This is a genomic window from Ruegeria sp. HKCCD8929 (assembly GCF_013031405.1).
Taxonomy (GTDB): Bacteria; Pseudomonadota; Alphaproteobacteria; order Rhodobacterales; family Rhodobacteraceae; genus Ruegeria.
Genome location: NZ_WPZY01000008.1, coordinates 73,001 through 92,349, shown reverse-complemented (window position 1 = coordinate 92,349; position 19,349 = coordinate 73,001). Strand labels below are relative to the sequence as shown.

General features: G+C 58.2%; 17 protein-coding genes. 7 read left to right on the top strand and 10 right to left on the bottom strand.

Translation table 11 applies throughout. The features are described 5' to 3' along the window. Positions 1-7: 7 nt before the first annotated feature. The 6 genes from GOX53_RS30295 to GOX53_RS14035 all read right to left on the bottom strand — a co-directional run bounded on the left by GOX53_RS30295 (position 8) and on the right by GOX53_RS14035 (position 5,424). A complete protein-coding gene (locus tag GOX53_RS30295; RefSeq protein WP_371810315.1) occupies positions 8-265 on the bottom strand; it encodes a TfuA-like protein in 258 nt (85 codons plus the stop codon). Positions 266-562: 297 nt separating this feature from the next. After that, on the bottom strand, positions 563-1,558 hold the full coding sequence (locus GOX53_RS14055; protein ID WP_171177379.1) for a YcaO-like family protein: 996 nt from the start codon (positions 1,556-1,558) through the stop codon (positions 563-565). Continuing rightward, a complete protein-coding gene (locus tag GOX53_RS14050) occupies positions 1,542-2,774 on the bottom strand; it encodes a hypothetical protein (protein ID WP_171177377.1) in 1,233 nt (410 codons plus the stop codon). The genes GOX53_RS14055 and GOX53_RS14050 overlap by 17 nt, the downstream gene beginning before the upstream one ends. Before the next feature lie 139 nt (positions 2,775-2,913). Then, a complete protein-coding gene (locus tag GOX53_RS14045; RefSeq protein ID WP_171177375.1) occupies positions 2,914-4,092 on the bottom strand; it encodes an AAA family ATPase in 1,179 nt (392 codons plus the stop codon). Beyond that, positions 4,035-4,535, bottom strand: coding sequence for an adenylate/guanylate cyclase domain-containing protein (locus tag GOX53_RS14040; RefSeq protein WP_171177373.1), 501 nt, complete (start codon positions 4,533-4,535; stop codon positions 4,035-4,037). Before GOX53_RS14040 ends, GOX53_RS14045 begins: the two co-directional genes overlap by 58 nt. A 223-nt stretch (positions 4,536-4,758) precedes the next feature. After that, positions 4,759-5,424 (bottom strand): TetR/AcrR family transcriptional regulator, encoded by a 666-nt coding sequence (locus tag GOX53_RS14035; protein WP_171177372.1) that lies wholly within the window; start codon positions 5,422-5,424, stop codon positions 4,759-4,761. Between the two features lie 124 nt (positions 5,425-5,548). On the opposite strand from GOX53_RS14035, the gene GOX53_RS14030 reads away from it, so the two are divergent. The 7 genes from GOX53_RS14030 to GOX53_RS14000 all read left to right on the top strand — a co-directional run bounded on the left by GOX53_RS14030 (position 5,549) and on the right by GOX53_RS14000 (position 14,423). After that, complete coding sequence (locus GOX53_RS14030; RefSeq protein WP_371810314.1) at positions 5,549-6,403, top strand: ABC transporter permease; 855 nt, start codon at positions 5,549-5,551, stop codon at positions 6,401-6,403. Then, positions 6,400-7,188, top strand: a complete 789-nt coding sequence (locus GOX53_RS14025) for an ABC transporter permease (protein ID WP_171177368.1) — start codon at positions 6,400-6,402, stop codon at positions 7,186-7,188. The genes GOX53_RS14030 and GOX53_RS14025 overlap by 4 nt, the downstream gene beginning before the upstream one ends. Beyond that, a complete protein-coding gene (locus GOX53_RS14020) occupies positions 7,185-8,282 on the top strand; it encodes an ABC transporter ATP-binding protein (RefSeq protein WP_171177366.1) in 1,098 nt (365 codons plus the stop codon). The genes GOX53_RS14025 and GOX53_RS14020 overlap by 4 nt, the downstream gene beginning before the upstream one ends. A gap of 18 nt (positions 8,283-8,300) precedes the next feature. Next, positions 8,301-9,362 (top strand): extracellular solute-binding protein, encoded by a 1,062-nt coding sequence (locus GOX53_RS14015; protein WP_171177364.1) that lies wholly within the window; start codon positions 8,301-8,303, stop codon positions 9,360-9,362. Between the two features lie 63 nt (positions 9,363-9,425). After that, a complete protein-coding gene (locus GOX53_RS14010) occupies positions 9,426-11,492 on the top strand; it encodes an FAD-dependent oxidoreductase (RefSeq protein WP_171177362.1) in 2,067 nt (688 codons plus the stop codon). Beyond that, on the top strand, positions 11,489-13,066 hold the full coding sequence (locus GOX53_RS14005; protein WP_171177360.1) for a trimethylamine methyltransferase family protein: 1,578 nt from the start codon (positions 11,489-11,491) through the stop codon (positions 13,064-13,066). The genes GOX53_RS14010 and GOX53_RS14005 overlap by 4 nt, the downstream gene beginning before the upstream one ends. A gap of 52 nt (positions 13,067-13,118) precedes the next feature. Then, complete coding sequence (locus GOX53_RS14000) at positions 13,119-14,423, top strand: aminotransferase (RefSeq protein WP_254446571.1); 1,305 nt, start codon at positions 13,119-13,121, stop codon at positions 14,421-14,423. A gap of 97 nt (positions 14,424-14,520) precedes the next feature. On the opposite strand, the gene GOX53_RS13995 is transcribed toward GOX53_RS14000, so the two are convergent. The 4 genes from GOX53_RS13995 to GOX53_RS13980 all read right to left on the bottom strand — a co-directional run bounded on the left by GOX53_RS13995 (position 14,521) and on the right by GOX53_RS13980 (position 19,286). Continuing rightward, positions 14,521-15,855 carry a Hint domain-containing protein gene (locus tag GOX53_RS13995; protein WP_254446566.1) on the bottom strand — a complete coding sequence of 445 codons (1,335 nt, stop codon included), beginning with the start codon at positions 15,853-15,855 and terminating at the stop codon, positions 14,521-14,523. A 331-nt stretch (positions 15,856-16,186) separates the two neighbouring features. Continuing rightward, positions 16,187-16,624, bottom strand: a complete 438-nt coding sequence (locus GOX53_RS13990; RefSeq protein ID WP_171177356.1) for a TniB family NTP-binding protein — start codon at positions 16,622-16,624, stop codon at positions 16,187-16,189. Then, complete coding sequence (locus tag GOX53_RS13985) at positions 16,621-18,582, bottom strand: Mu transposase C-terminal domain-containing protein (protein WP_171177355.1); 1,962 nt, start codon at positions 18,580-18,582, stop codon at positions 16,621-16,623. Before GOX53_RS13985 ends, GOX53_RS13990 begins: the two co-directional genes overlap by 4 nt. Further along, positions 18,579-19,286, bottom strand: coding sequence for a hypothetical protein (locus tag GOX53_RS13980; protein WP_171177353.1), 708 nt, complete (start codon positions 19,284-19,286; stop codon positions 18,579-18,581). The genes GOX53_RS13985 and GOX53_RS13980 overlap by 4 nt, the downstream gene beginning before the upstream one ends. Between the last annotated feature and the right edge of the window lie 63 nt (positions 19,287-19,349).

Genomic DNA, 19,349 nt, shown 5'->3' with positions numbered 1-19,349 from the left:
TCAGCTATCACGCTGGATTCACACAGTGAATCCCATCGGCCGATTTGTGCAACAAAGCCACCGCAACTGCATCGTCGGGCAACAGCGCATAGCGCCGATACCAGCGAAAGATCAAACCGACGCCGATAATGCCCTGACGCCAAAGTTCCGCAGCCCGCAAGGCCCCCATACTGGCCGCGCCGAAGACGGGAATGCCCTGCGACAGGGCCCAGAGTATTCCCGATGGCGCACGGTAGGGGCGTCTTTGAAAATCCCGTCGATCAATGCAATGGCTGGCGGAGCACTCGCGCAGGCACGAAAGATATCGCCCTGACCTGCCGGAGGCCGAAAGTCAGCCTCAACTATTGTCCGGGCTTCGTCCAAACCCAGGCTGGGTCCAAGAAACACCACGGGACGTTCTTCACTGTGAGTTCCGGGCTGGGTCATGGCTGTGGTGCAATCCTCTGGGGGTCCGCGATCAGACTCGGCGCAACGACTCTGGTGATGGCAAGCGGCAGATCAGGATCCCAAAAAAGTAGCACCGCAAAGACAGGTCCCACCTGAGAGGAAAGCTGGCGCACGCTCATATTCTGGACGGGTTTTTCTGCGGCCAGTTTAGCTGCGCCAGGCCCATGGCGCGCCCATTCCGCTTCCAATTCGATCCGGCTGTAGCCGTGCGCATATAACCTCTGAGTAATGTCCCGCGGACCCCGGAAATGACCGCGAGACGGGCTTGCACAACCTCAGCCAAAGCGGCCGCTATCGCGGCATGCGGACAGGCTCGCGCGGCATATCCGGACGCCGGTAACGGCAGCGACGAGGCACCCGACGCCTCCATTATGGATGCGTGGATCACGCAGGCGCTATCATTGCACGACAGATTTCTCACAACCACGCGCATCCCCAATTCCGCAAGGCGACACAACAATGGGCCATAGGCTGAGTGCGTTTCATCCAACGCAAATCTGTCGGCCCGACCCAAAAACTCACGCCTGATCCGTGCATCCGCTTCGATGCACTCCAATAACCCGTGCATCAGCGCAGCGCCCAGAGTCGCACCGGCCCTCAAGCCAATCGAATGACGCAATATCGGTGCAGCCTCTGCCGCTGCACCCAGTGAGAAATTCGTGCAGATCAGGTCCCGCGGCACCGCCGCCGGTTCGTCGTTCGCAAGATCCCAAGCCGCGACAAACGGGGTCTGATCCGTTGGCCACTTGGCACCCGGCGCCAGGTCCGACCACAGCCCCGTATCCCCTGAAGGGACCAACGGCAGCCGGTCCAGATTCTCACCCGCCGCCATCTCCAGACACTCCAGAACTGCGCCTATTGCGGCGCCCTCCGGGCTTTCGGCCTTTCCCTGCGTAACTGCATTCGATCGCGCCCAGGGCCGCACGGCCTGCATTACCGGAAAGCCAATCCGATCCAGCCCGGTGATGTCGGCAACGCGGCTGATCCCGAAGCGGTTGAGATGTGGGCGGAGCCGGCTCCAGTATCTCCCTGGTTCGAGACCGTGGGACGGATCGCCCTCCAATGCCGAGGACAACACGATTGGGGCGACCGGATCAGATTCCCAGCGCATTGGCGACCTGCCGGCGCAGCCTGCAATCTGAGACGTGACCAATCTTTTCGGCCATTGTCGCGACCTGATCCGATGGGATCGCCAATCCCAGGTCAATCCGAGCTGAGAGATTACGCAGGGCCAGCATTTGCGCGTTTTGGGCTTGCGCGATCTGAAAGCCCTCATCGAGTGCGGCTTCGGCAGCTGCACCATTGGTCAGAACGGCCTTGCGGCGCAGCAGCTCCGGCAACCAGAAGGTCAGACCGGTTGCCTTTGCGTCAGCAATGTCATCCTCAAGTCGCCCGACCGCGCGCGAGGACGCTCCGCCATGGGCCCGCACTTCCGCTGCGATGTCCGCATAAAAAGGCGTGTCCTCCAAAACACCGAACCCGTGCAGTGCGTGCAAACCTTGTTCCACGGCCTCGATGTCGGCATCACCGCCGTTCCTGACCCGCGCCCAACTCCGAAAGATCTGTCGTTTTGCGGCGATGACCGGGACCGCATCGGCCTGCGATATGGACTCGATCTTGGACAAAACCCGGTCAATTCCTGATGGATCCCGATTGAAGAACGCAACCTGCATCGCGATGTCCAGCGCGTGCAGGCGTGATGGCAAATGCCCAGTCTCGTCGGCCCATTCCTCGCACGCTTGAATGGATTGCGCGCTCAGGTCCAGCTGGCCGGTCAACCACGCGCTCAACGTGCGCTCGCCCAGCCCGCACACCCGGGCATCATGGCCATATTTATACCGCGAACGCTGTGCTGTTTCGGTGTCATAGAGCGACAGGCCATCAGTAATCGCTGTCAAACAGCGATCATGTGCGCCACCGTCAAACAGCGTCGCCCAGCCACAATGCAAGGCCTGTAGCCTGGACTCTCTGTCGGCATCCGGCGTGACATCTCGTATCAGAATTTCGGATCGCCGCGTCTGCTCGATCAGGTCACCGGCAGTGAACCACCATCCCCAGAGTACCGGGAAGAAAGGCGCACGCTCACTCGCGTGGACAGCAAAATATAGTTCTTTGCCAGTCTCATACAAAGCCGAAGCCGACCGGTGGCCATCAAGCAAGGTGACCAGAGGCCCCAGTAGCGAAATCGTTCTAAGCTGGATCAGATCCCGCTTGCCGCTCTGGTCCAGCTCCGCAGATAGCGCAAGAACACGTTCCAGCATTGAACGCGGAGCACGCAGGGCAGAACGGCGCAACGCATCTTCAGCCACCTGCAACAACAGTTCCAACCCCCGGATTGTCCGCTCTGCGGCCAAACAATGCTCAGCCAGCAGGATATCGGGAACATCCCGAGCCAGCGGCGGTTCGCTATCGACCAGATCGACAACCTGCCCGTGCATACCTCTGCGGACCGCGCGCAACTGGCTGTCATAAGCCACATCCCGCATCAAGGGGTGGCGGAACGTATAGTTGTAGCCGTTGTTTATCGCCTCCTGCAAACCATGGTCGGTCAACCGCTGAAGGTCTGCGTCCAACTCCTGCGTGGTGTAGGGCGGACTCAGCCGTGACAGCAGGCGATAGGGGTATTCCCGACCCAGCACGCTGGCCACCTGCGCCGTGCGCTTTGCTCGCCCGGCAGATTCCCAGAAGGTCCCGCAGGCTCATCACATTCGCGCCGCTGATATCCGTCAGATGCCCGTTCGCTGCCTCCGGATCAGACGCATAAGCGGTGAGCTCCAACAGAAACAGAGGATTCCCATCCACCTTTTCCACGATCCAATCGCATGTGGCCCGAGTTAAAGCGCCCGGCGCGGCAGCCTCTATCAGCGCATGTGCTTCCTTGGCGCCAACAGGCGCTAATGAAAGGTCCGAAAACGCCTCCAACTCGCCATTCAGATTTGCCTCGGGTCGCGAGGTCGCCAAGATCAGGATCGACCGTCCCCCGACATCGCGCCCGAGCCGTCGAAGAACGGCAAGAGTGACCTCGTCCGCCCAGTGCAGGTCTTCGGCCAGCATCAAAAGCGGCTGTGCCTCGGCCAGACCAAGAAACCCGTCGGCTACCGCGGTCACTATGGCCGCACGGCGTGTTTCGGGACCGAGCGATATGTCATCTTCAAGGGTTCCGATCCGCTCGGCGGTACGGACGGCTGCATTGGCAAGCGCGGGGTCTTCGGCCTCCTCATGTGCCCGGTCATACATGCGAATGATCGAAGAAAGCGCCTCTCCCTGGGTTCGGGGCTGGCACTGCAACAGGATTGTGTGGCATTCGCCCAAATGGTTGGCAAGTTCCGAAACGATCCGCGATTTGCCCACCCCCGGCTCACCCTCGATCAGGATTGCCGAGCCGTCACCCTTGCGTGCAAGCGCCCAAGCCGCCTGCAACTGGGCAACCTCATCCACACGGCCGATCAGCGGGCTTGAACTGTCCCGATCCCGTTGAAATCGTGATTCTGCAGGACGCATTGCAACAGGGCGCCATGCCCGGGTCACATCCGGAAACCCTTTCAGGTTTAGATTATCCACGGGCTGATAGTCGATGGCGCGGCACATCATTGCGTGGGTCGACTGGCTGACCAATGCCTGATTGACGCCCGACGCGGATTCCAAACGTGCCGCGAGATTGGGGCGGCCCCGATGGCACCCAGACGACCGCCGACGGCGGGGCCAGAGTCATCGGACAGAACGACCACTCCCGTTGCAACCCCGATACGAATATTGGGAGCACCAGATATTCCCGACCGCGCGTCAAGAAGCGCGAGTGCTGACTGGACCGCCGACAGCGCAGCGTCTTCGCTGCTGATGGGATATCCGAAATGTGCAATCCCGCCGTCTCCCATGATCTGTTCCAGGGACCCGCCATGCTCGGACAGGATCGAGCGGGCGGCCACATGGATCAGGTTCAAGGCCGCGCGCAGTTCCTCGGGATCGTTGTTGTCCACAAGCGAGGTGGAGCCGACAACGTCATAAAACAGCACCGTTAGCTGGCGCCGCTCCCCCGGATCTTCGGGCAAGGGCACCGATTTCTCGGCGCGTTTCCCGAACAGCGACATTCAATACCTCCCCCAAAATGCCACTACCTTGCCGTCAAAAAAAAATGCAAAAAGACAAACGAAACATTTCCGGGCATCCCAACGCTGGCCCAGTAGGCAGCGTGCCCCAGGCTTCCATCGTCAAGCAGTCTTCGGAACTGGCGCCGAGTATCGATTGCCGACTTATATGGCTAGGCTTCCAGGCGCTAGCCACGGCCTCGGCCAAACACTGTTGCCAAACGGTTTATTCATTCGAACTGGCTTCGAAGCATCCTGGATACAGACCCGCCAGGAATCTGCGGATCAAAGCCCCTGCACCTTTGCGAGAAAAGCCCTGCATGTCGGTCAGATAATTCACCCACATACCTTCCAGCAGGGCCAACGTCCCGCTGGTGGCATCGTCTGCCAAACCCGGATCATGTCCGCTTCGCTCCGCGATTTCCCTGAACGCCCTTCGCAAGGTATCGACCAGTTTCTCATCCTGGGTACTGCTGTAACTGGCAATTCCCGGGTGAGAGCTCGCGATCCCGCGGAAGGCGTGCCAGATTTTGGTACTGCGGGGGTTCAGCAAGACTTCGGACAGGTCGGCCTCGACCACAGCCATTACCCGATCTTCGGGTGATGCATCCGGGCCAAGGTCGGTCAACCGGTCCATTTCGGCATAGTATTCGGCGCTGAATTGCTGCGCCGCCGCGGTCAGCAGATTGTCCTTTCCCCCAAAATGCAAATGGATCATTCCCCGCGACAGACCAGAGCGCTCGCAGATGCGGCTGACCGAGGTGTCGGTTATTCCAATGTCGGCGATCGTGTCGAGAGTCGCCTTGATCAGAAGCTGTTTGTTGGCCTCGGGATCGCGCCTTGCGCCACGCTTTCTTCCCTTTGTGCCTTCTACTTTTTCCAATGATTCCATTTGCTTGACGTCTTTTCAGAGGGCTAGTTCACGGGAAGATTGACACGAAAGGCCTTTCTGGCGCAACATTAAATGGACGATCGTCCATTAAGAACTCGTGAAAATTGGGAAGGGAGGTTGGGTGATCTTTCGAAGCGAGACATCCCGCGGGTATGCCCTCAGCACGCCAGCCACCGCTTACGTGGGCTTTCTGGTGGCCGCGCCTTTGGTGATCCTGATCGCTTATTCCTTCTGGACCCAGACCTATGTGACGCTCGACAAAACCCCGACCCTGAAAAACTACCGCGACGCCTTTGCCGACCCGCTGGTTCGCCACCTGATGCTGCGGTCGATCTGGATTGCCGGGGCGGTTACCGTTGCAACCGTCGCGCTGGCCTATCCCATCGCCTATTTCATCGCGATGAAGGCACGGAAAAAGACCATCTGGCTTCTGCTCATCACCATTCCGTTCTGGTCCAGCTACCTCCTGCGCGTTTTCGCCTGGAAACTCATCCTCGGGTTCAACGGTGTGATGAATTCGGCGCTGCTGGGGCTTGGTCTGATCGACGAGCCGCTCGGCTTTCTCCTTTACAATGAGTTCGCCGTGGTGCTGACGCTTGCCCACGCCTGGGCACCTTTTGCGATCCTGCCGATCTATGTCTCGCTGCAAAAGATCGATCCGAGTCTTCTGGAGGCCGCCACCGATCTCGGGAATAGCCCGGTCCAACGCTTCATGCGGGTGACGTTGCCGCTGACAATCCCCGGCATCATTGCCGCCTGTCTGATCATCTTCATCCCGACCGTTGGCGATTATGTGACCCCGGCGCTGGTCGGCGGGTCGGATGGCAAGATGATCGCCAATCTCATTCAGGTGCAGTTCGGGGCTGCGAACAACTGGCCCCTCGGCGCCACGCTGTCATTGATCGCGATGCTCTCGGTCGGCTTCGTCGCTATCGTCTTTGTCATCACCGGCACCCGGTTGGGAAGGCGGATCAGATGAAGCGTCCCTCGACCCTGACAACCTACGCATTCCTGTATCTGACCTTCTTGTACCTGCCGGTTCTCTTCCTGCCGCTGTTTTCGTTCAACAGCGGAACCATCGTGGCCTTTCCAATAAAGGGCTGGACATTGGACTGGTACCGGAAGCTGGGCGAGCAGGACACGCTGATTCAGGCGCTTTGGAACTCGCTTGGCGTTGGCATGGTCGTTGCGCTTCTGTCCACCGCCATGGGTCTTTTTGCCGCCCGCGCCTTTGTACGATATCGTTTCCGGGGCCAGCGCGCAGCCGAGGGTCTGGTGATGCTGCCCCTGGTCATCCCGGGCATCATCGTGGCCTCCTCCATGCTGGTCCTGTTTCTGTTCCTCGGCCTCAAGCCGTCCCTGCTGACCGTCACGCTGGGCCATACCTTCCTTGCGCTGCCCTTCTCGGTCTCGATCCTGAAATCCGCCTTCGATGACTTTGACGCGTCGCTGGAGGAGGCATCTTACGATCTTGGTGTCGGCGTATTCGAAACCTTCCGCCGCGTGACGCTGCCGGTCGTCGCCCCCGGCATTGTGGCCAGCATGCTGGTCACCTTCACCGTTAGCTTCGACGAGTTTGTCCTGGCCTTTTTCCTGTCCGGCAACCAACCGACCCTGCCTGTCTATATCTGGAGCCAGATCCGCTTTCCCGCCAAGCTTCCAAACGTTCTGGCGTTGGGCTCGATCCTGCTGCTCACCTCGGTCCTGCTTTTGGTCCTGGCCGAGTATTTCCGCCGCCGTTCTTCCGCCCAAGAGGTCCGATGACTGAAAAAAACATCATAGAGCTCAGGGGCGTCGAAAAGCGCTATGGCAGTTTTGTAGCCGCCGGAGGGATCAACCTCGATCTGAAAGAGGGCGAGTTCTTCTCGCTTCTCGGTCCCTCGGGATGCGGCAAGACCACGGTTTTGCGGATGATTGCGGGCTTTCAGGAACCGACCGAGGGCACCGTACTGATTGACGGTCAGGACATGGAGGGCGTGCCAGCAAACAACCGCCCGACAAACATGGTCTTTCAAAGCTACGCGATCTTCCCGCACCTGAATGTCGGCAACAACGTAGCCTATGGTCTGCGTGGCCGAGCGCCCAAGGCCGAGATCGACCAGCGTGTGGCCGAGGCGCTGGACATGGTCGAATTGGGCGGTCTTCAGAATCGCGGCGCCAACGAATTGTCAGGCGGACAGCGGCAAAGGGTGGCACTGGCCCGGGCACTGATCATGCGGCCCAAGGTGCTGTTGCTGGACGAGCCCTTGTCTGCGCTCGACAAGAAACTTCGCGAACAGATGCAGTTTGAAATGCGTAACCTGCAGCAATCTCTTGGCATCACCTTTGTCATGGTCACCCACGACCAGTATGAGGCAATGACCATGTCCGATCGCATCGGGGTCATGTTCAATGGGCGGCTGAAGCAGGTCGACACGCCAGCCACCCTTTATGCCCGCCCCTGCGATCAGGAAGTGGCCAGCTTTATTGGCGAGATGAACATATTGCCAGCCGAGTTGCTGGGCGAGAACGGCGATACGCTCTCAATCAAAGCCGCCGCTTTCGGTCACATGGAGATCGACAGAAACCCCAATGTGCCCGCCCGCGCCCGAGAGATGAGTATTGGCATTCGACCTGAACAGTTGGAGATCAAGGCCAAAAAGCCCGAGGACTATCCCGCGACGGTTCAGGGTACGGTCAGCAACGTCGCCTTCTATGGTGAGAACATCCACTATCACATTCTCGTCGAAGGCGCCCCGCAGCCAGTGTCGGTGTCGGTCCCCAACTATTTTCACACGGTCGATTTCAACCGCGGCGATGCGGTTTGGCTGGGGCTTCAGGGCGCCAGCGTGATCGATCTCGGCAAGGACACAGAATAAAGACAATGGGAGGATAGAATGAAACTTCAGGGACTTGCAGCCTTTGCATGTGCGATGGCCATAAGCGCGGGAAGCGCCAGCGCCGGCGGCGCCGATCTGTCGGTATTCGATTGGTCCGGATACGAAGATCCAGGCTTTTTTGCCAGTTACATGAAAAAATATGGGGATGAGGCACCGAGCTATTCCTATTTCGGAAGTCAGGAAGAGGCCTTTACCAAACTGACCTCGGGTTTCACCGCCGACCTGGCTCACCCCTGTTCGGACGCGGTTCGGAAATGGGTCGCAGCCGACCTGATCCAGCCGCTGGACGAAAGCAAGCTGACCAACTGGACGGACGTGCTGCCCGAGATCAAGAAAGTGGATGCCATCGTTCTTGACGGCAAGCTCTACATGCTGCCGTTTGAATGGGGGAATACGGGCCTTATCTACCGCACCGACAAGATCTCGGCGGACGATATCTCGCTGCAATTGCTGGCTGACCCGGCCTATGCGGGCAAAATCGCCATCCCGGATGCCGCGTCTTCCGCCTATGCGCTGGCTTCGCTCGCCACCGGAAATGCCGACAATTACACCAACCTCAGCGATGAGCAGTTCAAGGAAGCATCGGACTTCCTGCGCTCGATCCACCCAAACATGCGCTTTTACTGGTCCGATGCCGGTCAGATGGATCAGGCCATGACCAGTGGTGAGATCGAAATGGGCTGGGCCTGGAACCAGTCCGAGCTGAACCTGATCTGGAACGAAGTGCCCGCCGCCATGATGCGTGACGTGGACAAGGGCATCGCCACCTGGGTGTGTGGCTACGTGCACCTGAAATCTTCGACGACGCCGGTCGATCAGGTCTATGACCTTCTGAACGCGCTCACCGATCCCGCCAGCGGCCAGTACATCATCGACAACTGGGGGTATCCGCATTCCAACACCAAAGCGTTTGAAATGGCCGATCAGGCCAACATCGAAGCCTATGGTTTCACCGACCCGACAAGCTTTTTTGAGGGCAGCCTGTTCTTTGACGCGGTGAACCCCGAGCTTGAAGCGAAGATGCTGGCCGAGTTCGAGCGGATCAAAGCCGGCTTCTAGAACATCAACTCTTTTCCGGGGCCGTTCGGCGCCCCGGAGCCAAATACAGGAAAACGCGTGAACATGTCAGACGCGAACCCATACGCGCTGCTTTTTGAGCCGGTCCGGATCGGTCCGGTCACGGCCAGGAACCGCTTCTATCAGGTGCCTCACTGTACCGGGCTGGGGCACGTCCGGCCGCGCGCCGATGCCGCTGTCCGAGGTATGAAGGCGGAAGGTGGTTGGGCCGTGGTTTCAAATCAGGAGACCGAGATTCATCCGACGTCTGACCTGTCTCCTTATGCCGAAGGGCGGCTATGGGATGAGCGTGATATCCCTGCATTGCGGCTAATGACGGATGCGGTGCACGCGCATGGAGCACTGGCGGCCATCCAACTGGCGCATAATGGCAATCACGCGCAAAACCTGCTGACCCGCGCGCCGGTTCTTGCGCCTTCCGAGATGTCCATCGACACATCACAGCCCAAGCAGGCGCAGGCCATGGACAAGGCCGATATCCGTGAATTCCGCCGCTGGCATCGCGACGCCGCCTTGCGCGCAAGGGATGCCGGGTTCGACATCATCTATGTCTATGCCGGGCACAACATGACATTGGCCCACCACTTCATGCTGCCGCATATGAACCAGCGCAGCGATGAATATGGCGGATCGCTGGAAAACCGTGTGCGCCTGACTCGCGAACTGCTGGAAGATACGCACGAGGCCGTCGGCGGTAGTTGCGCCGTGGCGTTCCGCTTTGCCATTGATGAGATGATGGGGGCCGATGGCATGCAGGCCGCGGAAGAAGGCCGTGCCGTGGTCGAGCTTTTGTCCGACCTGCCGGACCTGTGGGATGTGAATGTGGCCAACTGGTCCAACGACAGCGCCACGACACGGTTTCAGCCGGAAGACGGCTATCAGAACGCGTTCCTGTCCCACGTCAAACAGATGACCCGGAAACCGGTGGTCGGCGTCGGCCGCCTGACCTCGCCCGATATGATGCTGTCGATGGTCAAGAAGGGCATTGTCGACCTCATCGGCGCCGCGCGGCCCTCCATCGCGGACCCATTCATCCCGAAAAAGATCGAAGAAGGTCGGGTCGACGAAATCCGCGAATGCATCGGCTGCAACATCTGCGTGTCATCTGACAATCTGGGCATCCCGATCCGCTGCACCCAAAACCCGACCATGGGCGAGGAATGGCGGCGCGGCTGGCATCCTGAGATCATTGCGCCGAAAGAGAGCGACGCGGAAACGCTGGTAATCGGCGGCGGTCCAGCCGGTCTCGAATGCGCCATGCAACTGGCAAGACGCGGGTATCAGGTGACTCTGGCTGAGGCGTCCTCCGAATTTGGCGGGCGTGTCGCGAAAGAAAGCAGGCTTCCCGGCCTCGCCGCCTGGTCGCGTGTGGCAGACCATCGCCTGAACGATCTGAAACAGCGGGGCAATGTTCAGCTGTTCACCGACAGCCGGCTTGATGGCGAGCAAGTGGCAGAACTTGGCATCGAACATGTCTTTGTCGCCACCGGCTGCCATTGGCGCAAAGATGGGATTGGGCGAAGCACCCAACGCCACCCTACCATAATCGCGTCCGATGCCGAAGTGCTGACGCCCGATGACATCTTGAACGGCACGCTGCCCCCGGAAGGCCCGGTGACGATCTATGATGACGACCACATCTATCTGGCGGGCGTGATTGCCGAAAAGCTGGCAACCGCCGGATATCAGGTGATCTTCGTCACGCCTGAAAGTCTGGTCTCAGCCTACGCCGTCAACACTCTGGAGCAATCCCATATCCAGGCCCGGCTGATCGAGCTTGGCGTCGACATTCGCTGCAATCAGGTGCTGACGGCCTTGCAAAGCGACGTGGCGCGTATCGGCTGCGCCTTCACCGGTCGCGAAACCGATTTCCCCTGCGCCTCAACGGTTCTGGTCACCGAACGCCGCCGCGAGACGGCTCTTTACAACACGTTGAAAGGGGCTGGCTTGAAAACCCTGGAACTCATCGGCGATGCCGCGTCACCCGGGCTGATCGTCGATGCGGTCTTTGCAGGCCACCGCGCCGCCCGCGATTTCGAACGCCCCAAGGCAGAAGCCGACAAGGATTGGTTTCGCCGTGAAATAATCGACCTGGCAGAGGATGCGTCATGAACAGCACAACCGAAACACCCCGTTCGCGGCGCCGCGGTGGCGGTGGACGCGCCGCACGTATTGCCGTTCAGCAGGCAACAACCGGAAACGAGGCCGTGCGCGGCGGGCTCAGCGGCGGGCGCTACAAGCCGCTGACACAGCGCGACATGGAAAACATCCACAACGCCGCGCTCACCGTTCTGGAAAACACGGGCGTCACCGACCATTTTTCTGAGCTCCTGGACCTCGTGCTGCCCAAAGGGGCGGTGCTGAACGACCATGGTCGCCTGTGCTTTCCCCGCGCGCTGATGGACGACATCCTCGCCGGCGCCGCAAAGGAGTTCTACGTCTACGCCCGGGGTGAGCGTGAAGGCAAAGATGACATGCACTGCACGGCGGAAAGCGTCTATTTCGCAAACTCGGGCACTGCAGTCACGACCTTTGACTACGAAACCAGGTCCTATCGCCCGTCCGATCTGCGTGACGTCTATGATTTCACCCGGCTGGTGGACCAGCTCGAAAACATCCACATGCTGGGCGACACGGTGCTTGCAACCGATGTGGTCGACGATTTTACCCATGACATGAACGTCGTCTACGCAATGCTTGCCGGTAGCCAAAAGCCTGCCTGCCTGACGTTCCGTGATCGCAGCCATATCCCCTATGCCATCCGCATGTTCGACCTGGCCCAGGGCGGCGAGGGCAGCTTCATCAAAAAGCCCAGTGTCATCTTCGGCGGATGCCCGATCGTTTCGCCTCTGCGGATCGGCAAGGAAAACATGGAAATGCTGATCGACACCGCCAAGCTGGGCCTGACCGTCGATCTGGCCGTGCCACCGCAGGCCGGGGCCACGGCGCCGGCCACGCTTGCGGGCACGCTGGTGCAAACCGTGGCCGAAACGCTTGCCTGTTTCGCTATCGTCAACCTCGTCACGCCCGGCTGTCCGGTTTGCTTCGCCGCCTGGCCGTTCATCACCGACCTGCGCAGCGGGTCCTTCACCGGCGGCAGTGGTGAACAGGCGCTTATCGGGGCCGCGGCCATTCAGATGGGCAACTTCTATGGCCTGCCCACATCCGTGGGTGCGGGCATGACCGATGCCAAAATCCCCGACGCGCAATACGGGCTGGAAAAGGCGCTGACCTTCACGCTCGCCGCCCACGCCGGGGCCAATCGCCTGTGTGAATTCGGAGGCATGATCGGCAGCCTGATGGGATGCAGCTTTGAAAGCATGGTCATTGATGACGAAGCGGGGGGCATGATCCTGCGCTCTCTGCGCGGCATCGAGGTGACCGATGAAACCATGGCCGTGGACGTGATCCACCAATGCGCCATCGATCCGGGCCATTTCCTCGGCAACCCACACACGCTGAGCTACATGAACAGCGAATTCGTCTACCCGCGGCTGATGGATCGTGAGCGCACCGACACATGGGAAAACGAAGGCAAAACCGACCTGCTGGAGCGGGCCCGCGACAAAGCAACCACAATCCTGAACAGCCACTTCCCGAACTACTTTGGCGCGGCAGATGCTCAGGTCCGCGAAGAGTTCCCAATCGTCATGACAGCGCAAGAAATGGCGGCACCTCGTGGATAACACCGACGCCAAACAATGGGACAACGATCACTTCCTGCATCCGTGGGAGGGGATGGAAACCCTTGGCCGGAACGACAGGACCCTTGTCGAGGGGGCAAGCGGCATTTACTTGGTGAACGACAAGGGTGAAAAGCTGATCGACGGCCCGGGCGGCATGTGGTGCACGCAGATTGGCTACGGTCGCGAAGAAATGGCCCAGGCGATGGCTGAGCAGGCGCGGCAACTCGCGTATTTCTCGCCCTTCAGCAACACGAACTCCACCGCCGCCCGTTTCGCGCGAGAGATCGCCAAACGCGCGCCGGGTGATCTGAACCATGTCTTTTTCACCACCGGCGGCTCAACCGCGGTCGACACGGCAATTCGCTTTGTCCAGTTCCGCAACAATCTGCTTGGGCGGCCCGAGAAAAAGATCATCATCTCGCGCCAGAAAGCCTACCACGGCAGCACCTATCTGGCCGCCAGTGTCAGTGGAAAGGAACGTGATCGTCTGTGGCTCGACAAGGCAGACGATCTCACGCATTTCCTTCCCGACGTGAACCCGCTTTACCGCGCAAAAGATCAGACCGTCGAAGACTTTTTGAACGATAAAGTCGCCGATCTGGAAAACGCGATTCAGACACTGGGCGCCGACAAGGTGGCCGCCTTCATCGCCGAACCCATCCTCGCCTCGGGTGGCGTCATTGTCCCGCCAGCGGGTTACCACAAGCGCTGTCTTGAGGTCTGTCACCGCCACGACGTCCTCTACATCTCCGACGAGGTCGTCACCGCCTTTGGCCGTCTGGGCCACTGGTTCGCGTCAGAGGATGTCTTCGGCATCAAACCCGACATCATTACCTGCGCCAAAGGTCTGACGTCGGGCTATTCCCCGATGGGTGCGCTCATCGTCTCGGATCGGCTGATCGACGATGTGGCGGGGCGCGACGCAACCTTTTCCAACGGGTATACTTATTCCGGCCACCCGGTCAGCGCTGCCGTGGGTCTCAAAAACATGGAGATCATCGAGCGGGAAGGCCTCCTCGACCATGTGCGCCAAGTGACACCCGTCTTTCAGAGCCACTTGCAGGAGCTCTCACAGATAGACATCGTCGCAGACACCCGCGGAATGGGGTTGATGGGCTGCGTGCAATGCTCTGAGTCCGGCGATGCACAAAGCGATCTGGCGCGAGATTATCAGCTTGGTGCGATGATCGATGCAGAATGTCAGAAACGCGGGCTTATCCTGCGTCCCATCGTCAACATGTGCGTGTTCTCTCCACCGCTGATCATCAGCGAAGCGGAGATCCACCAGATGTTTGATATTCTGAAAGCAGGGATCACAGCAGCGATGAATGCCGTCTCAGCAGTCTGGCAAACATAGTATTTGTCTGAGTGCCGGTCACCCTTCACTCTCTGTCCGCACTGTAGTTAGCTCTCAAAAAGCGACAGGCTCCGTCGCTGAGGCCGCATCATAAAGCCTATTCAGCCGGATAGGTCTCCAGCAATGGCTTAGCGTTCTTTGCGTGCCTGGTAACGAGTTGCTTCTGTCGTCGGCCTTGAGGAACAGGGATCGCTGGCGCCGGGGCAAAAGCCCCATCCTCCAACTCAGGCAAGAGCGTCAGGATCTCCTGCCGCGCCTCAGGCGACACCGCTTTCAGAGCCTCGGCACCGGTATAAAGGCTCTCCGCCGGAGCATCCTCTGCAAAGATCACCTCGTGCCGGTCGAAAAGAAAATGGAAATATTCGACCTCTTCGACGTCCTCATCGACATAAATACCCGGAAGCTCGGACAGTTTGATGGCCGCAACCAATACATCCCGGGTGCCGAACATGTGCGCCGCGATCTTCGATGACACCAGTAAGCGGTGTTGGCGGGACACCAAAAGGTCCCGCCTCGGCAGACCGCCACCCAGGGCGCCTGCGGTGACCCGGACAGGGCGCAGTCTTTCCACCTCGCCACCGGCTTGGCTCAAATCAATACGCTTGGATCCGATCCAGCGAATCGGCTGCATTCCCCGATCCAGAGTGCAGACCAGATCGCCAGGTTGAAGATCTTCGACCCGCCGGTTGCCCTGCGCGGTCCGGATCAGCGTTCCCTTGGCAAAGCACACAAAATCAGTTGCCGCACGGTCAGCGGACAATCCGGAGATGTCAAAATCCCGGATCACAGAATTGATTGTCAGGCTTTGAATGGGTGCCGCGGTCAGAGCTGCCTGATCGGCGTTGTTCGTTGATTCCGGAGCCAGGTAGAGATTGCCATCGGTATCCTGCATCAAAACGGCAGAAATCACCGCCGGCGGCGTGCCGTCGGTATAGGTGATGGTCGCATTGTAGAGCACAGCCGAGTCAAAGGTCTGCGCCGGCCCGCCATTCAAACTGAACGTGTCATTGGAAAGATTGTTATCGGTGTCGTAAACGCCTGCGTTACCGCCGGAAAAGTTGACCGGGGTCAGCGTGCGCTGATTTCCAAAGGCCAGCGGATCTGCGGCGGACCCGAATGTCAAACCTACCAGGCTTGCCGCATTTTCCATGTCATCGTTGCCCTCGGTCGGATCGATATCCGCAAACGTGCCGAGGAACATAACTTCGAAGGTCGTCGGCATCCTTATGCCTTTCTTGACTTTGGTTAGAAGAAAACCGTCAGATTTGAATGTTTCGAGTTGGTTGCAAGCTAACTCCAACACAGAAGCGCCGTCAACAGATGCACTGGTCTGTATGGAAAGCCTTGAATTAACACGTCCAGGCGACATGCGAGGCGTAAAACAGAGACTGCCATTTGGGTGGAAAGAAGGGGAAATTCCGGCCAATCGCATGAAGACGCTCGGTGGTCTATCACTTTACGGGCACATCCGAAGCACTCAGGCTTCCAAGCTCAACAGATTTATGGTGGATTTGATCCCCCAACATGCCAGGGGCCAACAGCTCGAACGCGCGGAACGGCGCGAAGGCCGCAACCGTCAAACTCGTGTTCGAGCTGGCTGCCTTAAACCTCAAAAGCAGCCGTTCATTTCCATCGCGCCGCGCATAAACCGCCTTCCAATCGATCAGTCCCGACTGTCACGCACAAAGCGGGACACTTCACCTGCCCACATCAGGCGCCCAATGTGCGGCCGCCTGTACCTAAACTTCTATTCAAAATTGGCTCTAAGGGATGTAGCGAAGCATCATCGTATCAGCCGCGCATATGCGGAAAGCGATGATCTCAACATCCTCGTCTCGCACGTTCTGTATCAAACGCGTCCGAAGATCACCTATTCGCTCCCGTGCACCATACGAATAACCGATCGACATCAACATTGCGCGATACAAGTCGAGGTCATTCGGTTTCGCCGGGATCGTCTGCAGACCGAAATTTGGAGATGGCACAGTCCTTCCCGAACCCTGCGTCGTACGGGAAAGTTTCTCCTGAAGATCATTGAGCAGATCGGTCTTTCCGCATCTGGTGGGCCCAAGCAGCGGGATGACAGCGCCTTTTTGATGTCGCGCCAAATCAACAGCGCTGAGCATTTCATCGAAGCATTCGTCATATGCGTGATGCCGGATCCTGATATCCAAAATGCTTGGATCAAACGTGCCGGTCATTTCCTGTTTCTCCGTTCAATTTCGGGCAATGATTCTGGCCGCTTGAGAACGGTTCGAGACCCACTTGAAATCTCACTGACGGCCCGTTCGATTTCTTCCAGCGCTGGCGGGGCAGTTTTCGAGTTTTCGATAATCTCAGCATCCCGCATGCGTTGAACGTGTTGCTTTTGACGTTGCTTGCGTTTCGTTCCTGTAGGTTTGTCTCCGTGGTGGTGCTTTTTCGCAATCGCTGCCAGAACCTTCTGCCCTGAAAGATATTCATCGAGTTCAGGTGTCATGGTTTTACGAATACGCTTAAGCTCATGAAGAGAGATCGCCGGCAGGTCTTCTTCTTTGGCCGGGACGATAAGCATCGTATTTTCGGTTGGGTGGATGACCCCAATCGCGCGTATATCGGTTGGGTCATACCGGATCGCAAGTTTTTGGCCATCACCGAGATCATCGAACAGCTTCCTGAGCCCGCTTGATGAGTACTGGATGCGCTCGAATTCAATCCCATACCGGTGTAATACGCGCGTTTCATGGCCACCAAAAAACATCTGGTTTATTTGCTCGGGACTTGGCGGATCCGGAACGAAATACTCTTCGCTCAAACGTTGCGCGCACTTAAGTGGACTTTCGGTGGCCCTGATGGCCGACTCAATTCTACGCTGTGGGGTCGTCGCAAAAACATCATGGCGCCATCTCTGCAAAACAACTTCCAACTCTTGAAACGAGAGCCGTGCTTCTCGCATTCCCTTCTTTATGCGATCTTTGCCCGTCAATTCAGACGACACGGTGGCTCCGGGCAGAGTGATCAGGAACGAATTCATCGTCCTAAAAAACCGTTCTATGAATGGTTTTCTATGCGGGTGACCAGGTAGGTTTGGGTTCAATTCAAAGGAAGCAGCCTTGATTGCGCTTTCAATGACATCACCCGAATTCTCGGAACCTTGGTCCGTCACAACCTCCAGCGGGCGACCATAGTACTGAAACCTGTTGGTGATCTCGAACGCGTCAAAGAACTCGGCAGATTTGGGCTGCATCATTTCCTTTAACGTCTGGACCGTCAGTACAGATGATGGCTCCTTGATGCTGAGCTGCATACCTACACACTGCCCCGAAGCGCAATCAATGGCCGCACAGAGCCATGGTCGAACAGCGGTGTCCGCTTCGTCCACAACGACAAAAAGGTCGACTTGCGTGCAGTCCATTTCGACACGCTCGAATGGTCTCTCCACCCGGGCAAATCGCCCCGCCTGCAAGAGCCGCATTCTGGCCTCATGGCCGCCGATGCGAGATTTCACAACATCTGAATGCGGCAATTCGCGAATAATGCGATCAACAATCTTTTGGCCATGCGACTGGGGTTCAATGCCTTGGCTGTCGCAGCGTTCGAGGTAAACGGCCCGCGCGTCCCTCCAAACGGCTTTTGGCGTCTTGCGGTCGGTTTTCTTGTATTGCTTCTCGAGGATATCGAGGACGATCTCTTCAAAGAGCGCATCGTGACGCGTTGTCCTGTTGCCTGATCGGTAGCGACCGTCCTGAAGTCCTGCGTCGCCGCGCTCGCGATGTGCTTTGATCCATTTCTGGATAGCGCGAGCACCAGGAAAGCTTTCTGCATGTTTGGCGAAACGCTGGTCTTTGAGGAACCGCTCTCGCATCAACGCGATGCGCTTTTCCCAAGTGAAACCATCATTCCCCAGCTTTTTAGCCATGCTGATGACTTCAGAGCGAAACTCTGCGTTTAGCCTCTCTTCACCGCTCCTATACCGACCTGATGGCTGGGCCTCTTCGAGTTCTTCAACGTTGCCAAGTGAAATGTGCAACCGAAAATCTGCGTTGGATATTTCGTGTATGATGCCTTCCGGTGACTTGAGTTGCACGGCAGGTCGCCCAACAATTCGACCAATGACTTCGTGCTGAACTCCATCTATGACGATCCGGCGCCCGTCATACTTTTCAATCAGGTCCGTCATAGGCTTAGGATCTCAAGGTGGGCAGTACTGCCACCCGCTGCCCAAAGATATGTCTTCGGTTTGATTTCGTGGATCTGGATGTCACATCTGAGAGCGCCGCTCAGAATGGATCCGATGATGTCACGCTTACGCAGGCCGGTCGCTTGCATCGCGTCGACAACAGTAAAGGGACCCACTCCAAGTTTGGCGACCGCGTTCAACACAGGCGGGGTCAGAACACAATCGGCGTGAAGGCGCAGCAGCTTCACGTTATACGAAAGGGCTGACGTGATGACTTCGTCGGTCACCAAAAGAAGCCGGTGCCCAAAAAGAGCCAATCGTGCAGGTAGCTTGAGGCAGTCAGGATCTTTCGCGATAACCCAGTTGGATTTCGTCTCAACGAAAACCTGATCTCCGCAGTTGAGCGTGAACAGTAAATCGGGGGTATAAGCGCGTGGAGACTTGCCGGACCCTACGTATTCGCGCGTCAAATCATCCTTCGTTCCATAGATCTTACCCGTGTCCAAATCGAACGTGACCGGTTGGGGCGCGATCTCCCTCACCCGCGGGTCGATCATGCCCAAGTACACTGCGGCCGATTCCAAACTGCTCTCGGTCTGAACCATGCCAGCGAGCTTCGGCCCAGACAGGTAATTGGCCTTTTGGCTCTTGCCGCGCTTGTGAATTCGGCGGGCGGGGGTTTTTGCATCTGGGTCGATCTTCATTCCTCGGCAAATGCATCTACGACGCTTCGAGATCAAGAATTTAAGGTCATATTTTTCAGAGCG

Coding starts and splice junctions, on each gene's coding strand:
- GOX53_RS13990 (WP_171177356.1), bottom strand. CDS start 16,624: ATGACCGGCACGTTTGATCCAAGCATTTTGGATATCAGGATCCGGCAT.
- GOX53_RS14015 (WP_171177364.1), top strand. CDS start 8,301: ATGAAACTTCAGGGACTTGCAGCCTTTGCATGTGCGATGGCCATAAGC.
- GOX53_RS14005 (WP_171177360.1), top strand. CDS start 11,489: ATGAACAGCACAACCGAAACACCCCGTTCGCGGCGCCGCGGTGGCGGT.
- GOX53_RS14000 (WP_254446571.1), top strand. CDS start 13,119: ATGGAAACCCTTGGCCGGAACGACAGGACCCTTGTCGAGGGGGCAAGC.
- GOX53_RS13995 (WP_254446566.1), bottom strand. CDS start 15,855: ATGCGATTGGCCGGAATTTCCCCTTCTTTCCACCCAAATGGCAGTCTC.
- GOX53_RS14040 (WP_171177373.1), bottom strand. CDS start 4,535: ATGTCGCTGTTCGGGAAACGCGCCGAGAAATCGGTGCCCTTGCCCGAA.
- GOX53_RS13980 (WP_171177353.1), bottom strand. CDS start 19,286: ATGAAGATCGACCCAGATGCAAAAACCCCCGCCCGCCGAATTCACAAG.
- GOX53_RS14020 (WP_171177366.1), top strand. CDS start 7,185: ATGACTGAAAAAAACATCATAGAGCTCAGGGGCGTCGAAAAGCGCTAT.
- GOX53_RS14035 (WP_171177372.1), bottom strand. CDS start 5,424: ATGGAATCATTGGAAAAAGTAGAAGGCACAAAGGGAAGAAAGCGTGGC.
- GOX53_RS14055 (WP_171177379.1), bottom strand. CDS start 1,558: ATGCGCTGGGAATCTGATCCGGTCGCCCCAATCGTGTTGTCCTCGGCA.
- GOX53_RS13985 (WP_171177355.1), bottom strand. CDS start 18,582: ATGACGGACCTGATTGAAAAGTATGACGGGCGCCGGATCGTCATAGAT.
- GOX53_RS14010 (WP_171177362.1), top strand. CDS start 9,426: ATGTCAGACGCGAACCCATACGCGCTGCTTTTTGAGCCGGTCCGGATC.
- GOX53_RS14025 (WP_171177368.1), top strand. CDS start 6,400: ATGAAGCGTCCCTCGACCCTGACAACCTACGCATTCCTGTATCTGACC.